This window comes from Agromyces sp. Marseille-P2726 (genome assembly GCF_902809835.1).
Taxonomy (GTDB): Bacteria; Actinomycetota; Actinomycetes; order Actinomycetales; family Microbacteriaceae; genus Agromyces.
This window is the reverse complement of the sequence record NZ_CADDWM010000012.1, coordinates 166,429-185,472: the sequence shown is the minus strand read 5'-3', so window position 1 is coordinate 185,472 and position 19,044 is coordinate 166,429. Positions and strand designations below refer to the sequence as shown.

Annotated in this window: 14 protein-coding genes and 1 pseudogene; 9 read left to right on the top strand and 6 right to left on the bottom strand. The window is 71.1% G+C overall.

Going from position 1 to position 19,044, the window contains the following annotated elements:
* The first annotated feature begins 69 nt into the window (after nucleotides 1–69).
* From HUS56_RS07095 to treZ, 5 genes are all read left to right on the top strand, one after another.
* Nucleotides 70–1,377, top strand: coding sequence for a DUF445 domain-containing protein (locus HUS56_RS07095; protein WP_173922699.1), 1,308 nt, complete (start codon nucleotides 70–72; stop codon nucleotides 1,375–1,377).
* A 142-nt stretch (nucleotides 1,378–1,519) separates the two neighbouring features.
* Complete coding sequence (gene pgm, locus HUS56_RS07090) at nucleotides 1,520–3,151, top strand: phosphoglucomutase (alpha-D-glucose-1,6-bisphosphate-dependent) (protein WP_173922698.1); 1,632 nt, start codon at nucleotides 1,520–1,522, stop codon at nucleotides 3,149–3,151.
* Nucleotides 3,148–5,412: a glycogen debranching protein GlgX gene (gene glgX / locus HUS56_RS07085; RefSeq protein ID WP_173922697.1), complete on the top strand. Its 2,265-nt coding sequence runs from the start codon at nucleotides 3,148–3,150 to the stop codon at nucleotides 5,410–5,412. Before pgm ends, glgX begins: the two co-directional genes overlap by 4 nt.
* Nucleotides 5,412–7,754, top strand: a complete 2,343-nt coding sequence (gene treY / locus HUS56_RS07080; RefSeq protein WP_173922696.1) for a malto-oligosyltrehalose synthase — start codon at nucleotides 5,412–5,414, stop codon at nucleotides 7,752–7,754. The genes glgX and treY overlap by 1 nt, the downstream gene beginning before the upstream one ends.
* A gap of 35 nt (nucleotides 7,755–7,789) precedes the next feature.
* On the top strand, nucleotides 7,790–9,502 hold the full coding sequence (gene treZ / locus HUS56_RS07075; protein WP_254431356.1) for a malto-oligosyltrehalose trehalohydrolase: 1,713 nt from the start codon (nucleotides 7,790–7,792) through the stop codon (nucleotides 9,500–9,502).
* 90 nt (nucleotides 9,503–9,592) lie between these two features.
* Here treZ and HUS56_RS07070 read toward each other — a convergent pair whose 3' ends face one another.
* From HUS56_RS07070 to HUS56_RS07060, 3 genes are all read right to left on the bottom strand, one after another.
* Complete coding sequence (locus HUS56_RS07070; protein ID WP_173922694.1) at nucleotides 9,593–10,651, bottom strand: amidase domain-containing protein; 1,059 nt, start codon at nucleotides 10,649–10,651, stop codon at nucleotides 9,593–9,595.
* Between the two features lie 303 nt (nucleotides 10,652–10,954).
* On the bottom strand, nucleotides 10,955–12,331 hold the full coding sequence (locus HUS56_RS07065) for an MFS transporter (protein WP_173922693.1): 1,377 nt from the start codon (nucleotides 12,329–12,331) through the stop codon (nucleotides 10,955–10,957).
* 4 nt (nucleotides 12,332–12,335) lie between these two features.
* Complete coding sequence (locus HUS56_RS07060) at nucleotides 12,336–13,142, bottom strand: M15 family metallopeptidase (protein WP_254431332.1); 807 nt, start codon at nucleotides 13,140–13,142, stop codon at nucleotides 12,336–12,338.
* Nucleotides 13,143–13,269: 127 nt separating this feature from the next.
* On the opposite strand from HUS56_RS07060, the gene HUS56_RS07055 reads away from it, so the two are divergent.
* The gene (locus HUS56_RS07055; protein WP_173922692.1) at nucleotides 13,270–14,289 is read left to right on the top strand and encodes a LacI family DNA-binding transcriptional regulator; all 1,020 of its coding nucleotides are present in this window, start codon (nucleotides 13,270–13,272) and stop codon (nucleotides 14,287–14,289) included.
* Between the two features lie 70 nt (nucleotides 14,290–14,359).
* Nucleotides 14,360–15,238: pseudogene (locus HUS56_RS17255) on the top strand (acyltransferase family protein); the annotation flags it as partial.
* 126 nt (nucleotides 15,239–15,364) lie between these two features.
* Here the strand turns inward: HUS56_RS17255 and HUS56_RS07050 are convergent.
* A complete protein-coding gene (locus tag HUS56_RS07050) occupies nucleotides 15,365–16,282 on the bottom strand; it encodes a site-specific DNA-methyltransferase (protein ID WP_254431331.1) in 918 nt (305 codons plus the stop codon).
* Nucleotides 16,283–16,392: 110 nt separating this feature from the next.
* Between HUS56_RS07050 and HUS56_RS07045 the strand changes: the two genes are divergently transcribed.
* Nucleotides 16,393–16,893, top strand: coding sequence for a flavodoxin family protein (locus HUS56_RS07045; protein ID WP_173922691.1), 501 nt, complete (start codon nucleotides 16,393–16,395; stop codon nucleotides 16,891–16,893).
* A 66-nt stretch (nucleotides 16,894–16,959) separates the two neighbouring features.
* Here the strand turns inward: HUS56_RS07045 and HUS56_RS07040 are convergent, their stop codons facing one another.
* Complete coding sequence (locus HUS56_RS07040) at nucleotides 16,960–17,394, bottom strand: MerR family transcriptional regulator (RefSeq protein ID WP_173922690.1); 435 nt, start codon at nucleotides 17,392–17,394, stop codon at nucleotides 16,960–16,962.
* A gap of 55 nt (nucleotides 17,395–17,449) precedes the next feature.
* Between HUS56_RS07040 and HUS56_RS07035 the strand changes: the two genes are divergently transcribed.
* On the top strand, nucleotides 17,450–18,637 hold the full coding sequence (locus tag HUS56_RS07035) for an MFS transporter (protein WP_173922689.1): 1,188 nt from the start codon (nucleotides 17,450–17,452) through the stop codon (nucleotides 18,635–18,637).
* Nucleotides 18,638–18,720: 83 nt separating this feature from the next.
* On the opposite strand, the gene HUS56_RS07030 is transcribed toward HUS56_RS07035, so the two are convergent.
* Nucleotides 18,721–19,044, bottom strand: a complete 324-nt coding sequence (locus HUS56_RS07030; RefSeq protein WP_173922688.1) for a hypothetical protein — start codon at nucleotides 19,042–19,044, stop codon at nucleotides 18,721–18,723.

Below are 19,044 nucleotides of genomic sequence, written 5' to 3'. Positions count from 1 at the left end.
TGAGCGGATGCCGCAGCAGCGGCTAGCGTCGAGACGACCGCAATCCCGACGACGCGAGGGGGCCGGCTCATGACGGTGACCGAAGAGACGACGGCCGGTACGAACGCGGGGATCGCGCGCCCCATGCCGACCGACGACGAGCGCCGCGCGGCGCTGCGCCGCATGAAGCGCGTCGCGACCAGCCTGCTCGCCGCCGCCGCCGTGGTGTTCGCCGTGTCGTTCGCGCTGCAGGATCAGGTGCCGTGGCTCGGCTACGTGCGCGCAGCCGCGGAGGGGGCGATGGTCGGTGCCATCGCCGACTGGTTCGCGGTGACCGCGCTGTTCCGGCATCCGCTCGGACTGCGCATCCCGCACACGGCGATCATCCCGACGCGCAAGAACGAGATCGGCGCGACGCTCGGCGCATTCGTCGAGCACGAGTTCCTCTCCGACGATGTCGTGCTCGGCAAGCTCCGGTCGATCGGCATCGCGCGCCGGCTCGGCGGCTGGCTCGCGCAACCGGCCAACGCCGACCGACTCACCGCCGAGGCATCCGTCGCCGCCCGTGGCATCCTGACGCTGCTCGGCGATGACGACGTCGAGGACGTCATCGAGAAGCTCGCCCGCCGTCACCTGTTCGAGCCCGAGTGGGGCCCGGCCATCGGCCGCCTTGGCGAGCGGCTCGTCGCCGCCGACCAGCACCGCGCGGCCGTCGACGTCGTGGTCGAGAAGACCGAGGAGTGGCTCGACGCGCACCCCGAGGCGATCGGCGGCCTGGTCTCCGGACGCCTGCCGAGGTGGGTGCCCGACATCGTCGAACGCATCGTCGACGAGCGAGCCCATCGCGAGGTGCTCGCCTTCGTTCGGGCGGTGCGCGACGATCCGCGGCATCCGCTTCGCCAGGCGATCGACCGCTACCTCACCGACCTGACGACCGACCTCCAGCGCGACCCCGCCACGATCGAGCGGCTCGAGCGACTGAAGATCGACCTGCTCGAGAGTCCGCGGGGGCGCGAGTTCGCCGCCGAGGCGTGGGCGAGCGTGAAGGAGACCCTCGCGGCCTCCCTCGCCGATCCCAGCAGCGAGCTGCGCGCCGGGTTCCGCTCGGCGGTGGTCGAGGTGGGCATCCGGCTCGCGGGCGACGCCGAGCTCGCGGCCAAGGTCGATGCATGGGTGACCGATGCCGCGACCTACGTCGTGCGCAACTACCGCCACGAGATCGCCGACGTCATCACCGAGACGGTGGAGCGCTGGGACCCGCAGGAGACGACCGAGAAGCTCGAGCTGCAGGTCGGACGGGACCTGCAGTTCATCCGCATCAACGGAACCGTCGTGGGTGCGCTCGCCGGGCTCGTCATCTACACGATCGCGACGGGCGCGCAGGCGCTCGTCGGCTGAGCCGCCCTGCTCGCCCTGCGTTCCGGGGTGCAATTCCGCCACCGGGTGCCGGGTGCCGAATGCCTTAGCACGAAATGGCGAGTGACGCGCCCCTGCCCCTGAATTGTGGAATCGGAAACCCAGGCAGGACAGACTGGTCGACATGCATGAGCGAGCGGGGACCCCGGCGACCGAATCCGATCTCATCGACGTGGAAGCCCTCGTCAGGGCGTACTACGAGCAGCAACCCGACGTCTCGGTGCCCGAGCAGCGGGTCGTGTTCGGCACCTCGGGCCACCGCGGATCCGCATTCACCACGAGCTTCAACGAGCACCACATCCTCGCGGTCACGCAGGCGGTCGTCGACTATCGCACCGCGCAGGGCGTCACCGGGCCGCTCTTCATCGGCGCCGACACGCACGGGTTGAGCGGCCCCGCCCTGACCACCGCGCTCGACGTCCTCGTGGGCAACCGGGTGCGCGCGCTCGCCGACGAGTACGACGACTACGTGCCGACGCCCGCCCTGAGCCGGGCCATCCTGGCATGGAACAACGATCCCGGCAGGCGTGCCGAGGGCGAGGCCGACGGCATCATCATCACCCCGAGCCACAATCCGCCCCAGGACGGCGGGATCAAGTACAACCCGCCGCACGGCGGCCCGGCCGACTCCGACGCCACCACGTGGATCGCGAACCGCGCCAACGAGCTCATCGAGGGCGGCCTTCGCGAGGTCAACCAGGCCGAGCCGAGCGGCGTCGAGACCTACGACTTCCGGGGCGCCTACGTCGACGACCTCGCGAACATCATCGACTTCGAGGCGATCAGGCAGAGCGGCATCCGCATCGGCGCCGATCCGCTGGGCGGGGCATCCGTGCACTACTGGGCCGCGATCCGCGACCGATTCGGCATCGACCTCACCGTCGTGAACGAACGCGTCGACCCGCGCTGGGAGTTCATGACGCTCGACTGGGACGGCAAGATCCGCATGGACCCCTCCAGCCCCTCGGCCATGGCCTCGGTGCTCGAGCACGGCGCAGACTTCGACATCCTCACGGGCAACGACGCCGACGCCGACCGGCACGGCATCGTCACCCCCGACGGAGGGCTCATGAATCCCAACCACTACCTCGCGGTCGCGATCGAGTACCTCTTCACCCACCGCCCCGACTGGCGATCGGATGCCGCGATCGGCAAGACGCTCGTCTCGAGCTCGATGATCGACCGCGTCGCCGAATCGCTCGGACGTCGGCTCTGGGAGGTGCCGGTCGGATTCAAGTGGTTCGTCCCGGGGCTCATCGACGGCTCGGTCGGATTCGGCGGTGAGGAGAGCGCCGGCGCGTCGTTCCTGCGCTTCGACGGCACCGTCTGGACGACCGACAAGGACGGCATCCTGCTGTGCCTGCTCGCGTCCGAGATCCGCGCGGTCATGGGCAGGTCGCCCTCCGAGCTGTACGCCGACCTCGTCGCACGGTTCGGCGACCCGGCGTACGAGCGAACGGATGCCGCGGCATCTCCGGCGCAGAAGGCGGCGCTCAGCAAGCTCACGCCCGACGCGATCGCCGCGACCGAGCTCGCCGGCGAGCCGATCACCGCGAAGCTGTCACGGGCCCCCGGGAACGATGCGGCCATCGGCGGAGTGAAGGTGCAGACGGCCGACGCATGGTTCGCGGCCAGGCCGAGCGGCACCGAGGACGTGTACAAGATCTACGCCGAGTCGTTCAAGGGACCGGATCATCTCGCCCGGGTTCAGGCCGAGGCCGAGCGCGTGGTGACCGAAGCGCTGCGCGTCGAATGACCCCGACGGAGGCCTGGCCCGGCTCGGCGTACCCGCTCGGCGCGACGTTCGATGGCAGCGGCACGAACTTCGCCATCTTCAGCGAGGCCGCCGATCGCGTCGAGCTCTGCCTGTTCGACGACGACGGCACCGAGACCCGGGTCGAACTGCAGGACGTCGACGCGTTCGTCTGGCACGCGTACCTGCCGCAGGTGCAGCCCGGGCAGCGCTACGGATATCGCGTCCATGGGCACTGGGACCCGTCGAACGGGCAGCGCGCCAATCCCAACAAGGTGCTGCTCGACCCGTACGCGAAGGCCATGGCGGGGTCGTTCGACTGGGACCAGTCGCTGTTCAGCTACGACTTCGGCGACCCCGACTCCCGCAACGACGACGACTCGGCCGGCCACGTGATGCACTCGGTCGTGATCAACCCGTTCTTCGACTGGGCGGGCGACCGGCACCCGAACACGCCGTACTCCGAGACCGTGATCTACGAGGCCCACGTGAAGGGCCTCACGCAGCTGCATCCCGACATCCCCGAGGACCAGCGGGGCACCTACGCCGGAATCGCGCATCCCGCCGTCATCGAACACCTGCTTCGGCTCGGCGTGACCGCGATCGAGCTCATGCCGGTGCACCAGTTCGTGCAGGACTCGACGCTGCTCGAGAAGGGCCTTCGCAACTACTGGGGCTACAACACGATCGGATTCTTCGCGCCGCACAACGAGTACTCCTCGACCGGCGAGACCGGCCAGCAGGCGCAGGAGTTCAAGAGCATGGTGCGCACGCTGCATGACGCGGGCATCGAGGTGATCCTCGACGTGGTCTACAACCACACCGCGGAGGGCAACCACCTCGGGCCGACGATCGCCTTCCGCGGCATCGACAACGCCGCGTACTACCGGCTCGAGGAGAACGACAAGCGGTACTACACCGACTACACGGGCACCGGGAACTCGCTCAACGTGCGGCATCCGCACTCCCTGCAGCTCATCATGGACAGCCTGCGCTACTGGGTGCTCGAGATGCACGTCGACGGATTCCGGTTCGACCTGGCCGCCACGCTCGCACGCGAGTTCTACGACGTCGACCGGCTGTCGAGCTTCTTCGAGCTCGTGCAGCAGGATCCGGTCGTGTCGCAGGTGAAGCTCATCGCCGAGCCGTGGGACGTGGGCCCGGGCGGCTACCAGGTGGGGAACTTCCCCCCGCAGTGGTCGGAGTGGAACGGCAAGTACCGCGACGAGGTGCGCGACTTCTGGCGGGGCGAACCGTCGAGTCTCGGCGAGTTCGCGTCGCGGATCACCGGCTCGGCCGATCTCTACGAGAACAGCGGGCGCCGCCCGGTCGCCTCCATCAACTTCGTCACCGCCCATGACGGGTTCACGCTTCGCGACCTCGTCTCGTACAACGAGAAGCACAACGAGGCGAACGGGGAGGACAACCGCGACGGCGAATCGCACAATCGCTCATGGAACTCGGGCGTCGAGGGTGAGACCGACGACGAGGAGGTGCTGGCGCTGCGGGCCCGGCAGCAGCGCAACTTCCTCGCGACGCTGCTGCTGTCGCAGGGCGTGCCGATGCTGCTGCACGGCGATGAACTGGGCCGCACCCAGCGCGGCAACAACAACACGTACGCACAGGACAACGAGCTGAGCTGGGTGCACTGGAGCGAGGCCGACCGCCCGCTCGTCGAGTTCACCGCGGCGGTCGCCCGACTCCGCAAGGACCACCCCACCTTCCGCCGCAGCCGCTTCTTCGACGGGCGGCCGGTCGAGAGCGAGGAGAGCCCCGAGGGGGCGCCGCTTCCCGACATCGTGTGGCTCCGTCCCGACGGAAGCCCGATGCGGCCCGAGGATTGGGACGCCCCGCTCGGCCGTGCGGTCGGCGTGTTCGTGAACGGCGAGGGCATCCGCCAGCGCGACGCCCGCGGCGAGCCGATCACCGACGTCGACTTCCTGCTCTTCTACAACGCCGAGCCGGATGCCACGGAGTTCACCATCCCACCGCGCACCCGCCAGCGGTGGGAGGTCGTCATCGACACGGCCGGCCTGGCCACCGACAGCGAGCTGAGGCGCGGCGGTGACACGATCGCGCTGGAAGGGAGATCGATGCTCGTGCTTCGCGCCCCCGCCGAACTCGAGTCCGAAGCCGACCCCGCCGTGGCGGCATCGCTCACGGTCCGCCCGCCGGGCCAGGGAGGCCAGGCGAGCCCCACCACGCCCGCAGTCCTGGGCGTCTCCGGCGGAGCACCATCGCCCCCGAGCAGGGCGGTGGGGTGATGCGCGCGCCGACCTCGACGTACCGGATCCAGGTGCGGCAGTCGTTCGACCTCGACGCGGTGGCGGAGCTGGTCGACTACGTCCACGACCTCGGCGCGGACTGGCTCTACCTCTCGCCGCTCCTGCAGGCGGAGGCCGGTTCCGCACACGGGTACGACGTCGTGGACCATTCGCAGGTCGACACGGCGCGCGGCGGCTCCGAGGGCCTGGACCGAGCCGTTGCCGCGGCCCGCTCGCGCGGCATGGGCGTGCTCGTCGACCTCGTACCGAACCACGTCGGCGTCGCGACCCCGGCGGCCATGGCCTGGTGGTGGCACGTCCTCGCCAACGGGCGGGCCTCGCGCTATGCCGAGGCGTTCGATATCGACTGGGAGTTCGGCGACGGCCGCGTTCGCCTGCCGGTGCTCGGCAGCGACGACGATCTCGCCGCCGTCGAGCTCGTGCAGACCGCCGGCGCCGACGACGGGTCGTTCGAGCTGCACTATCACGGGCAGCGGTTCCCCGTGGCATCCGGCACCGCGTCGCCCGACGACGACCCGCTGGCCGTGCACGATCGCCAGCACTACGAGCTCATCGACTGGCGACGCGCCGACCACGACCTGAACTACCGCCGGTTCTTCGCGGTGAACACGCTCGCGGCGATCCGCGTCGAAGTGCCCTGGGTGTTCGACGAGAGCCACGTCGAGGTGCTTCGCTGGGTGCGCGACGGGCTCGCCGACGGACTTCGCGTCGACCACCCCGACGGGCTGCGGCATCCGGGCGCCTACCTCGACCGGGTCGCCGCGGCGACGGACGGCGCGTTCGTGCTCGTCGAGAAGATCATCGAGGGCGATGAGCGGATGCCTCCGGGCTGGGCCACCGCCGGTACGACCGGGTACGACGCCCTCGCCGCCGTCGACCGCGTGCTCGTCGATCCCGCCGCCGAGGCCGCGCTCACCGACCTCGACACGCGCCTGCGAGGCGGGGAGACCGCGGACTGGGCGACGATGATCCACGACACGAAGCTCGGCGTCGCGAACGGGATCCTGAACTCGGAGGTGCGCCGGCTCGATCGCGAACTCGCGGCGAGCTTCGGCGGATCGGCCGGTGAGGCGACCGTGGCCGATGCCGTCGCCGAGCTGCTCGCGTGCTTCCCCGTGTACCGCTCGTACCTCCCCTTCGGGGTCGAGCACCTGCACGAGGCGGCCTGGCTCGCGTCCCGGTATCGTCCCGACCTCGCAGCCACGATCGAGCGCCTGGTTCCGGTCCTCTCCGACCCGGGCCACCCGGCAGCGCAGCGATTCCAGCAGACGAGCGGCATGGTCATGGCCAAGGGCGTGGAGGACACCGCGTTCTACCGCTTCACCCGTCTGACGAGCCTGACCGAGGTCGGGGGCGACCCGGCCGAGTTCTCGATCGACGTCGAGACCTTCCACGCGCGGGCGCGAGAGCGACACGAACGGATGCCGCGGTCGATGACCACGCTCTCGACCCACGACACCAAGCGCAGCGAGGACGTGCGAGCGCGCATCGCCGCGATCTCCGAGCTGCCCGACGAGTGGGCCGCGACGCTCGACCGGCTGCGCGAGGTGGTGACGCTCGACGACGGGCCGCTCGAGAACCTGCTGTGGCAGGCCGTGGTCGGCGCCTGGCCGCTCAGCCGCGATCGCCTCCACGCCTACGCCGAGAAGGCGGCACGCGAGGCGGGTGTCTCGACGACCTGGACGGCACCGGATGCGGCGTTCGAGTCGCGCATGCACGCGCTCGTCGACGCGGTGTTCGACGACGACGGCGTCGGCGAGATCCTCGCCCCCTTCGTCGACCGGCTCACCGGGCCCGGGTGGTCGAACGCCCTCACCGCCAAGCTCGTGCAGCTCACCATGCCGGGCGTGCCCGACGTGTACCAGGGCAGCGAGCTGTGGGAGCAGTCGCTCGTCGACCCCGACAACCGGCGGCCCGTCGACTTCGGGCTGCGGCGTCGCATCCTCGCCATGATCGATGCGGGCCAGATCCCCCGCGTCGGCTCGAGCGGATCGGCGAAGCTGCTCGTCACGATGCGCGCCCTGCGGTTGCGTCGCGACCGGCCCGAGCTCTTCCGCGACTACGTGCCACTCGCGGCATCCGGCCCCGCAGCCGATCACCTCATCGCGTTCGACCGGGGCGGCGCGATCACGCTCGGGACGCGACTGCCCGTCGGCCTGGCCGCGCGCAACGGATGGGGTGACACGGTGGTCGACGTCGGCGACGGGCTGGTCGCGGACCTCATCAGCCGTCGCACCTCTCAGGGCGGCTCGCTGCGGGTGGAGGAGCTGCTGGGCGACTACCCCGTGGCGCTGCTGGTGCGCGAAGGGCATCGCTCGTGACCGATTTCCGTGTGTGGGCGCCCCGGGCCACGCGGATGACGCTGCACATCGACGGCCAGCGGCATCCGATGGGGTCGCGGCCCGGAGGCTGGTGGCAGGTCTCCGCCGACGGACGCGACTACGGGTACCTCATCGACGACTCCGAGACGCCGCGGCCCGATCCTCGCTCGCGGTGGCAGCCCGACGGCGTGCACGGGCTCTCGCGCGTGTTCGACGCGGCGACGCATCACTGGGGCGACCGGGCGTGGACCGGCCGGCAGCTCGCCGGCGGCATCGTGTACGAGTTGCACGTCGGCACGTTCACGCCGGAAGGCACCCTCGACGCTGCCATCGGGCGACTCGACCACCTCGTCGCGCTCGGCGTCACGTTCGTCGAGCTCCTGCCGGTGAACGCCTTCAACGGCGAGTGGAACTGGGGCTACGACGGCGTGGGCTGGTATGCGGTGCAGCACAGCTACGGCGGACCGGCGGCGTACCAGCGCTTCGTCGACGGATGCCACGCCCGCGGGCTCGCCGTCATCCAGGACGTGGTGTACAACCACCTCGGCCCGAGCGGCAACTTCCTGCCCGAATTCGGCCCGTACCTCAGCGAGGGACCGGGGAACACGTGGGGTTCATCGCTCAACCTCGACGGGCCCGATTCCGACGGGGTGCGCGAACACATCATCGGGAACGCCCTCATGTGGTTGCAGGACTATCACGTCGACGGGCTGCGCCTCGATGCGGTGCACGCGCTCGTCGATCATCGGGCCGTGCACCTGCTCGAGGAGCTGGCCGAACGGGTCGACGCGCTCTCGGCGCACCTCGGCCGACCGCTGTCGCTGATCGCCGAGTCCGACCTCAACGACCCACGCATGATCCGGCCGCGCGAGGCGCACGGGCTCGGCATGACCGCGCAGTGGTCCGACGACTTCCATCACGCGGTGCGCGTCGCGGTGTTGGGTGAGACCGCTGGGTACTACCAGGACTTCGCGCCGCTCACCGCGCTGCGCGAGGTGTTCGAGCACGGGTTCTTCCACGCCCGCACCCGGTCCAGCTTCCGCGGCCGCACCCACGGTCGCCCGCTCGACCCCTCGACGCCCGCGTGGCGGCTCGTGGTGTTCGACCAGGACCACGACCAGATCGGCAACCGGGCGACGGGCGACCGGCTCGCGGCATCCGTCGATGAAGGCGGACTCGCGATCGCCGCGGCTCTCACGCTGCTGTCGCCGTTCACCCCGATGCTGTTCATGGGTGAGGAGTGGGCGGCCTCGACTCCCTGGCAGTTCTTCACGTCGCACCCCGAGCCCGAACTCGGACGCGCGACGGCCGAGGGCCGGATCGCGGAGTTCGCGCGGATGGGCTGGGATCCGGCGGTCGTACCCGATCCGCAGGATCCCGAGACGTTCCGGCGGTCGAAGCTCGACTGGACCGAGCCGTATCCGGAAGCCTCAGCGGCGAGCCTGCACACCCGGATGCTCGCCTGGTACCGCCGGCTCATCGGGCTGCGCCGGGAACGGTCCGAGTTCACGGACCCGCTGCTGTCGGGCACCCGGGTCGAGATCGATGAAGAGGCACGCACGGTGCTCGTGCACCGCGGGCCGCTCGTGATCGCGGTGAACCTGGGGCCGGCGGGCGCCGCGACGACGCTCGCGGGTCGAGTGCTGCTGCACTCGGGCGAGCTCGCGGGCGACGCCGTGCCCGACACCGCCGAGGCCCTCGTGCTCCCGGCGCGCTCGGTCGTCGTCGTCGACAGCGGTGCGGGTTGAGGAGCCGGCGAAGCCGGCGTCTCGAACCGATGCCCGCGCGTCGCAGGTTCCGAGACGGCGCTGCGCGCCTCCTCAACCCGCAGAGCGGCCTCAGCTGATCGAGAAGTAGGTCACCGAGCCGCCGCCGGTGGCCAGGGCGGTGTCGACATCCCAGTAGTCCGCGTCCTTCGTGTGTCCGCCGACCCAGACCCTCGTGCCGGAGGCCGCGTGCTCCACCTTCGTCACGACGGCGGTGTGATCGCGGTCGCCCGACGAGTCCCAGTCGAACTGGGCGATGTCGCCCGCCTTCACGAGATCGCGCTGGGAATCGTCGAGTTCGACGGCCCGGTCGGTGCGCGTGTACAGGTAGTCCCGCAGCGCCGTGGAGCTCGCCCAGCTCGGCGACATCGCGCCGGTCGACAGGTCGACGTACCATCCGGCGTCCATCGTCCAACCGCGGGCGAGGAGCGACTGGCTCGCGAAGTTGGCGCAGTCGTAGCCGTGGATGACCGGGTACACGTCGGAGTTGTAGCTGCTCCAGTAGGCCAGCACGTAGCCGACCTGCGCGTCGATGGCGGGGTCGCTCGTGTACGTGAGGGTGAGGGTCCGCGGCGCGGTCGGGGCGGGCGCCTCGAGGGCGCCGGTGAGCTCACCCTCGAGCGGCTGCACCACGGATGTGCCGGCGGCGACCACGGCGGTCGGGGCCTCGACGTCGACGGGCGCGCCCGCGGCATCCGTGAACTGCACGTCGGCAGTGGCGCCGAGCGAGCCGGCACCCACAGCGGGCACCGTGAAGGTGAGCGCGCCGTCGTCCGCCGCGACGATGGTGGCGGGCGCACCGCCGACGGTGACGGAAGCCACCTGGTCGAGTTCCTCGCCCGCGACCGAGACCTGGGTGCCTCCGGTGAAGGGCGCGGCGGCGACCGAGAGCTCGCTGGTCACCGCCGGTCCGTCGTCGAGCGCGACCTGGGTGGCGGCCAGGGTGTCCGCGGGTGCGGCCGGCTCAGCGGTCGCGCCGGCCACGCCGATGGTCCCCGACGGTTCGGAGGTGCGGGATGCGTCGGCGGATGCCGCGATCGCGCCCAGTGCGCTCACGCCCATGATCGCCGACACGCAGCCGACCGCGATCGAGCTGCGGAACGCGGTGCCGCGAGGACGACGGTTGCGCACCGGCTCCGCGCGATGACGCGGACCACGGCGGACCGCTGCCGGCGGCGGGGACTGCTCGGGTGACGGGGCGCGCCCGGCGGGCGCAGGCCGACGGGGTGGCGGGCGCCCGGAACGTGGCGCGACGAACGTCAGGGAGGAGGGGGGATTCGGGCAAGGCGAGGGAAATTCCGTGTGGGCGTCAGGGGGACACGAAAGCCCATCATGCTGGTTTGAGAGGTTCCCGCCCGAACGCTGGGAAAGGCGTGAGAGCGATATCACGTACGGCGCGCGGTTTTCGGCGCGGGCGCGGTCCAGCGGAAGCGATCAGGCGGGCGCGCCGCGACGGAGTGACCGAAGCCGCAGCGCCGCGACGGCCAGCGGCACGAGCACGAAGATCGCCACGACGTTCACGGCAGCGTAGCCGCCGAGCCCGAGGATGAGCCCGGAGAAGGCGGCGGACACCGCGGCGGCGATGTTCATCGCGGCATCCGTCGCCCCCTGCAGCGGCACTCGAAGTCGTTCGTCGACCGTCGTCGTGAGCAGGGTCGACCCGCCGATGAGACCCGCCGACCACCCCAGGCCGAGGATGCCCAGGGCGAGCGGCAGCAGGATTACGTCGTCGGGGGCGAGAATGCCGATGATCGTGGCCGTGATCAGCAGGCCGGCGCCGATCATGATGACGCGGAGGGAGCCGATGCGGTCGGCGAGCCAGCCCATGATCGGACTGGCGCCGAACATGCCGAGGATGTGGATGCTGAGCACGACGCCGACGAGGGTGAGCGACAGGCCGTGCTCGGTCATGTGGATCGGCGTCATGACCATGACGCCCACCATGACGGTGGGCGAGCAGACGATCGCGAGGATCGCGACGAGTGCCGTGGGGTTGCGCGCGGCCGTCTTGAGTGCGCTCAGGGCGCCCACCGGCTCGGGGGCCTCGGTGCGCACGTCGTCACGTGGGTCGCTCGAGGGGCCCACGGATGCCGCGGCGTCGCGCCCTTCGACAGGTGCGGGAGCCGGCTCGGGGCCGGCCTCGGACGCATCCGTCGCCAGGTGGCCCGCTCGAGGGCTGCGGAGCAGGGTCGCGACGAGCACGGACGAGAGCGCGAACGCGATGCCCGAGAAGATGAACGAGCCGACGAGCGGCGGAAGTCCCAGCGCCAGCCCGAAGTCGTCGCCCGCCTCGGAGAAGAGCGGGCCGGCGACGGATCCGATGGTCGTGGCCCACAGCACGAGCGACATGGCCCGGGCCTCGAATCCCGGGGCGGCGACCTCGGTTGCCGCGAAGCGCGCCTGCAGGCCGGCGGCCGCCCCCGCCCCGAACGCGGCCAGCCCGAGGAAGACGAGCACCCACCAACCGCTGGCCGCTGCCACGATGACGAGCACCGCGCCGATGCAGGCGAGCGCATAGCCGACGGCGAGCGCGACGTGCCGACCCGACCGCACCGCGAGGCGAGCGAGGGGGATCGCCGTGAGCGCCGCGCCGAGCACGTTCGCGGATTGGGCGAGTCCGCCGAGTGCCGGGGTCCCGCTGAGCTCGGCGACGAGGATCGCGGCCACCGTGATCCCCGAGGCCACGCCCACGCCGGCGATCAGCTGGTTGACGATGAGCACGGCGAGCGAAACGCCGCGGCGCGACGTGCGCGCCGTGGTCGGACCGGGTCGCTCGGCCCCCGCCGTTCGCCCGGCCGCTCGTCGCGGCATCCGCTCAGGCATAGTCGGGGGCCGGAGGGAGGCCGAAGAACTCTTCGAGCGTCGTGATGCCCGTCTCACGCATCTCGGCGGCGAGGTCGGTGCCGACCCAGCGGAAGTGCCACGGCTCGAAGGAGTATCCGGTGACCTCGGTCTTGTCGGCCGGGTAGCGCAGGATGAATCCCCATCGCCAGGCGTTGTCGCGCAGCCAGATGCCCTCGGGCGTGTCGGCGAAGCACTCCTCGAGCGAGCATTCCCCCGACAGTGGGCCGATGTCCATCGTGAGACCCGTCTGGTGCTCGCTGAACCCGGGCCGTGCGGTCGTCAGGTCGTCGCCGTCGTACACATTCTCCTGCGCGGAGAACGAACGATAGGCGCTGTTCGACGCGAGCTCGAGACCGGCCTCCTCGAACGCGGCCTCGAACATCGCGACCGCGGCGTCGGCCGCCTCCTGCCGGAGCAGCGGCTCGTTCGTGTACTCCACGGGCACCTCGACGAGGTCGTCGGGCTCGAAGTCCTCGGGATTGATGGGCCGCAGCTTGTTCACGACCACCCATGGGCTCGCAGGGTCGTCGATGGAGAACGCGGCGCGGTTGAACGTGTCGACGCTCGCCGGCGGCGGCGCCGCCGCCGGAGAGGGACGGGGCGGATCCGGCGTCTCGGTCTCTGGAGCGGCAGCCGACCCGCCACTCGCGCCGCCCGAGACCGCGCCGACCACGACCGCGGCGATCGCGATCAGGATCAGGCTCAGGATGCCGGCGATCGCGAGGCGTCGGTTCTGCCTCACGCGATCGGACGGGACCCGGCGGTCGTCTGCGGACACCGTTCGAGTGTACGCCGAAGGCCTTCGTCCGGCCCCGGACCGCCTTCTCGTCTTCGCGCAACGGGCAGACGCGGGTGAGCACGCCGATTATCTTGGTGTGAAGACGACCGCGACAAGGGGGTTCGCGATGAACGCGAGCATGACGTCGGGTTCGGCACCGACACTCGAGATGGTCGCGGCGCGCGCGGGAGTCTCGCGTGCCACGGTGTCGCGGGTCGTCAACGGCTCCCCCAAGGTCAGCCCCGATGTCGCCAGTGCCGTCCACGAGGCGATCGCGGCGCTGAACTACGTGCCCAACCGGGCGGCCCGCTCGCTCGCGAGCCGGCGCACGCACGCGATCGCGCTCGTCGTGCCCGAGTCGACGGCGCGCGTCTTCAACGACCCGTTCTTCGCGACCCTCGTGCAGGGCGTTGGGCTCGCGCTCGCCGACACCGAGTACACGCTCTCGATGCTCCTCGAGTCCGAGGCGCACATCGACAAGACCCGCCGCTACCTCCTCGGCGGCAACGTCGACGGCACGCTGGTCGTCTCCCACCACACGGGCGACCACTCGTACGCCAACCTGTCGCGCTCGCTCCCGGTCGTCTTCGGCGGGCGACCCCTCGACTCCACCGAGCGGGTCAACCACACGGTCGACGTCGACAACACGCGCGGAGCCACGCAGGCCGCCGAGCACCTCGTCGAACGCGGGCGCAGGCGGATCGCGACGATCGCCGGCCCCCTGGACATGCCGCCCGGGGTCGACCGGCTCCGTGGGTTCGCCGATGCGCTCGAGCGCGCCGGACTCTCCCCGGCGGGCGTCGAGCACGGTGACTTCAGCCCGGCATCGGGCGCGGTCGCGATGCGTCGCCTGCTCGAACGCGATCCGGCGATCGACGCGGTGTTCGCCGCGAACGACCAGATGGCGATCGGGGCGTACTCGGCGATCGCCGACGCCGGGCGCTCGGTGCCGCACGACATCGCCGTCGTCGGCTTCGACGACGACCGCTATGCCGCCACCGCCATGCCGCCGCTCACCACCGTGCACCAGCCGTCGGTCGAGATGGGCGCCGAGATGGCCCGCACGCTCGTGCGGCTGATCGAGGGCGAGGAGGTTCCCGAGGTCACGCTGCTCCCCACGAGCCTCGTGGTGCGCGAATCCACCTGAGCTGCCGCGCACACCGGTCGCCCAGCCTCCGTGCACGGCGTTCGCAGGCCCGAACCCTACCGTGCGGAGGATGGTGCGGGTCGCGCGCCGGGACGCGTCGGTCGACGCGGTTCGGATCCTCGCGATCGTGGCCGTGGTGACGGGTCACGTCTGGTTCGAGCCTGCCGTGAACCTGTCGACCTACACCTGGCACGTGCCGGTGTTCTTCGTCCTGAGCGGGTACGTGGCGTCGACGCGCGCGGCGGGCCTGGCGGCCTTGGCCGGATTCCTGCGGCGGCGGACTCGGGCGCTGCTCGTGCCCTACGCCGCCTGGCTCGGCATCCTGGCGGTCGTGCTCGGCGCACTCGACGATCCGCTGCGACTGCTCGCCGGCGGGACGTACACGCCGCGCGGCTTCACCGCGTTCTGGTTCGTGACCGCCTTCTTCGTGGCGGTGGTCGCCGCCGATGCGATCGAACGGATGCCCCTCGCCGGGCAGTGGGCGGTCGCGTTCGCGCTGCTCACCGCCGGGTACCTGACGAGCTCGGTCATCGCCATGGTGCCCCTCGATGCGGGAGTCGGGCTCGCGTGCCTCGTCTTCATCGTCGCGGGACGCACGCTGCGCGTCATCCGTCACCGCATCGAGCGGCCCGTCGTCACCGGCACGGTGATGCTCGCAGCCGCGGTCGCGCTCATCGTGTCGGGCGCGTCGGCGCCGCTCGACCTGAAGAAGGGCGACTTCGGCACGCCGGTCGTGAGCGTGCTCACGGCGATCCTCGTGTCGTGGGCGCTGATCCTCGTGGCGCGCCCCGCCCTCGCCCGGCTTCCCGAGCGAGCCGGTCGCGTCGTCTCGGTCGTCGCACTCGGAGGGTTCGTGGTCGTCCTCACCCATGGCGCCGTGCTCGCCCTGATGCGCGGGCTCGAGGTCGAGGCCTGGGTCGTGTTCGCGCTGGCACTCGTCGTACCGTGGGCACTCGCCACGGTCCTGCTGTACGCGCCGCTCGCGCCCGTCCTGACCGGCGTGCCTCGGCAACGGATGCCGGGGCGTGGGGCGCGCAGCGACGTCCGAGAGCCGGGCGATGGCGGCGAGCCCTCGTCAGTTCGCCGTGGAGACCCGGCCGTCCTCGAACACGACTCCGGCGACATCCGTGAACCGGCCCTTCATCACGGCAATGGCCTCGGGGTTCTCGTCGACGAGCACGAAGCGACGGCCGAGCGTCGCCGCGACCGCGCCGGTCGTGCCTGATCCGGCGAAGAAGTCGAGCACCCAGTCTCCCTCGCGCGTCGAGGCCTGCACGATGCGCCGCAGTATGCCCTCGGGCTTCTGCGTGGGATAGCCCGTCTTCTCGCGCCCCGTCGGCGACACGATGGTGTGCCACCAGACGTCGGTGGGCAGCTTGCCGAGCTCGGCCTTCTCGGGCGTGACGAGTCCGGGAGCCATGTACGGCTCGCGGTCGACCGCCGACGAGTCGAACCAGTACCGCTCGGGGTCCTTCACGTAGACGAGGATCGTGTCGTGCTTCGTGGGCCAGCGGCGCCGCGCCTTGGCGCCGTAGTCGTAGGCCCAGATCAACTCGTTGAGGAAGCACTCGCGCCCGAACAGCGCATCGAGCAGCACCTTCGCGTAGTGCGCCTCGCGGTAGTCGAGGTGCAGGTAGAGCGTGCCGTCGTCGGCGAGCAGGCGCCAGGCCTCGACGAGCCGCGGCTCGAGGAACGCCCAGTAGTCGTCGAAACGGTCGTCGTACCGCAGCAGGTCGCCGCGGATGCGCTCGTACCGCCGACCGGCGAAGCCGGTGATGGTGCCGGATGACGCAGGTGCGGCGGCATCCGTCAGCTCGCCGTTCGCCGTGGCGGGGATGGGGACGCGCACGTGCCGTGTCGACTGTCGCGCCTGTGCCCGCCCGGTGTTGAACGGAGGATCGAGGTAGACGAGCGTGAAGCGGCCCGCCGGGAGCGTCGGCAGCACGGCGAGGTTGTCCGCGTGGATGATGCGGTTCGGTTCGTCGGATGCCACGGGCACCAGTCTGCCAGCGGGCAGGCCGGCGGGCCGAAGGTCCTCGCCGTGCGCTCGCCTCGCGTCTACCCTGATGGGTGCCGAGGCGCGGCCGAGGACGGAGGGCGATCATGCGGGCACTGGTGGTGTACGAGTCGATCTGGGGCAATACCGAGGCGATCGCGAGAGCGGCGGCCTCGGGCGTGGGCGGCGAGACCGAGGTCGTCCCCGTCGTCGACGCTCCGCCGGTCATTCCCGACGATGTCGACCTCCTGATCGTGGGCGGGCCGACGCACGCGTTCTCGATGACCACGCCGTCGACCCGGGAGTCGGCGCGCCAGCAGGGCGCCACGATGATTCCGGCCCGCGGCATCCGGGAATGGATTCTGGAGTTGTCGCCGCCGTCGCGGGCGGTACGGGTGGCGACGTTCGACACGCGCACGGTCTCGCCGCGCCTGCCCGGCTCGGCTGCGAAGAAGGCGATGAAGCGACTCGTGGCGCGTGGACTCGAGCCCGCGGCGACGCCCGAGACGTTCGGTGTTCACGGGTACGGCGGTCCGCTCGCCGGCGGCGAGGAGAACCGGGCGAAGGAGTGGGGCTCGAAGGTGGCCGCGGCGGTCGCCGGGCGGTAGCTCCCGCGGGAGCGCGGGGCGATTCCGCGGTGGTGGCGATGGGTCGGGTGAACGGGAGTCAGCGCGTCAGCGCGGAGCACCTGCGGCGGCCGGTGTCGACGAGGGGACGTGCTCGAGCACCAGGCGGGCGTCGCCGATCACCTCGGCATGCCTGGTGCGCGCCAGGAACCGGCGCACCGTGTCGCGACTCCGCTCGAGGCACCTGATCTTCGACTCCAGCGTCGCCAGCTCCTCGGCGAGGCTCTCGGCGAGGTTCCTCGAACACGTGCGCGCCAGTTCTTCGCCCTCGACGCCGTCCATGCCGAGCATGGTGCCGATGAGCCTCGTCGGCAGGCCCGAGGAGATGAGGCCGCGCACGAGTTCGACCTGCTCGACCGCGCTCTCGGGATAGTCGCGGTACCCGTTGGGCAGCCGCTCCGACGAGAGCAGGCCCTGCTGCTCGTAGTACCGCAGCATGCGGGTCGGCACTCGCGTGCGACGTGACAGCTCGCCGATCTTCATCGCATCCTCCGAAGGGCTTGACCTTCACATAGATGTCAAAGTTTAGTCTCGCGGTATGTCACAGACAACCGCCATCCGAACCGGCATCCCGGTCACGAGAACGCCGTGGTTCGCCCTGCTCGCACTCGCCTTCGCGGTCTTCGCCACGGTCACCGTCGAGATGATCCCCGCCGGGCTGCTGCCAGCGATGAGCGCCGAGTTCGGGGTCTCGGCGTCCACGATCGGACTGCTCGTGTCGCTGTGGGCCGCCACCATCATCGTGGCGGGTCTGCCGCTCGTGCGCCTGACCGCGCGAATCGACCGACGCACGCTCATCGTCGTCGCCCTCGCCGTGATGGCCCTCGCCAACGCGGTCACCGCCATCGCTCCCACATACGAGGTCGCACTCGGCTCGCGAATCATCGCCGCGATGGCCCATGGCGCGTTCTGGTCGGTCGTGATGGTCTACGCGACCTCGCTCGTGGCCGCGAGCGCGTCGGGACGCACGGTCGCCATCGTCAGCGGAGGAGCGTCGGGCGCGACCGTCGCCGGAATCCCTCTCGGCACCGTCGTGGGCCAGGTCGCGGATTGGCGCCTCGTGTTCGCCGGGCTCGCGCTGTCGCTGGCCGTGGTCGCGGTCGTCATCCAGCGCCGCCTCCCCGCGTCCCCGGCCGTCGCACCGGGATCGAGCGCGCGCCGACTCGACCGCTCCTTCCGGGCGGTGCTCGCCGCGGCGATCGCGTGCACGCTCACGGCGGCGGCGAGCTTCACGCTCTTCACCTACATCTCGCCGTACCTGACGGATGCCGCGGGGCTGCCGTCGTCATGGATCGGCCCGCTCCTGCTCGGCTTCGGCGTCGCCGGGATCGGCGGGCTCGCGATCGCCGCGCTCACCGCGGACCGTTGGCCCGTGGCATCCCTCGTCGTGATGACGGCGACGTTCGCCGTGGCGCTCGCGGTGCTGGGAGTCGCGCCACGCGCCACGTTCGCCGTCGTGGCCGCCCTCCTCATGTGGGGCCTGGCCATCGGCGGGCTGCCCGCCATGCTGCAGGCGCGCATGCTCGGCGTCGCCTCGCCCGCGCTTCGGGCGACGGCGAGCGCGCTCATGGTCGTCTTCTTCAACGGCGGCATCGCCGCCGGCGCCCTGCTGGGCGGCGTGTTCGAAGACGGGTCGGACCTCATCATCGCGGCGTTCGCCGCGGCGGGACTCGGCGCGCTCGCGGTCGGCGCGGTCGTGGCATCCCGCGTGCTCGCCGGCCGATGACCGCGGGAATGCTCACGGTCGCGCGCACGCTCCACGCGAACATCGAGCCGCCGATTCTGGCGAGAATCGCGCAATTCGAGCGGTCAGCCGTGATCGACGTCGAGACGGATGCGCCCTCGGAACCGATCGGGATCGTCGTCGTCGGCGTCGTCCGCGGCGAACGCGATGCCCTTGTCGCCGTCACCCGGGAGCGGGGCCGGCGCCGGCAGGCGACTCTGGCGGTCGAGCTCGACCTGCGCCTCGTGCTTGCGCGGCGCGAAGACCTCGTCGCCGATCATCAGGACGCCGCCGGCACCGCCGCCGCCGCGCCGCGTCTTGTCGGACAGGTCGATCCAGCGCCGCTTCACCGCGAGCACGAGGAAGCCGGCGGCGAGCACGCCCAGGCCGACCCACATCCACCAGTCCAC

Bases quoted from the DNA above. Each gene is read 5' to 3' on its own strand.
- HUS56_RS07040 (WP_173922690.1), bottom strand. From the start codon at position 17,394: ATGAAGATCGGCGAGCTGTCACGTCGCACGCGAGTGCCGACCCGCATG.
- HUS56_RS07035 (WP_173922689.1), top strand. From the start codon at position 17,450: ATGTCACAGACAACCGCCATCCGAACCGGCATCCCGGTCACGAGAACG.
- treY (WP_173922696.1), top strand. From the start codon at position 5,412: ATGCGCGCGCCGACCTCGACGTACCGGATCCAGGTGCGGCAGTCGTTC.
- HUS56_RS07095 (WP_173922699.1), top strand. From the start codon at position 70: ATGACGGTGACCGAAGAGACGACGGCCGGTACGAACGCGGGGATCGCG.
- HUS56_RS07055 (WP_173922692.1), top strand. From the start codon at position 13,270: ATGAACGCGAGCATGACGTCGGGTTCGGCACCGACACTCGAGATGGTC.
- glgX (WP_173922697.1), top strand. From the start codon at position 3,148: ATGACCCCGACGGAGGCCTGGCCCGGCTCGGCGTACCCGCTCGGCGCG.
- HUS56_RS07065 (WP_173922693.1), bottom strand. From the start codon at position 12,331: ATGCCGCGACGAGCGGCCGGGCGAACGGCGGGGGCCGAGCGACCCGGT.
- HUS56_RS07045 (WP_173922691.1), top strand. From the start codon at position 16,393: ATGCGGGCACTGGTGGTGTACGAGTCGATCTGGGGCAATACCGAGGCG.
- pgm (WP_173922698.1), top strand. From the start codon at position 1,520: ATGCATGAGCGAGCGGGGACCCCGGCGACCGAATCCGATCTCATCGAC.
- treZ (WP_254431356.1), top strand. From the start codon at position 7,790: ATGACGCTGCACATCGACGGCCAGCGGCATCCGATGGGGTCGCGGCCC.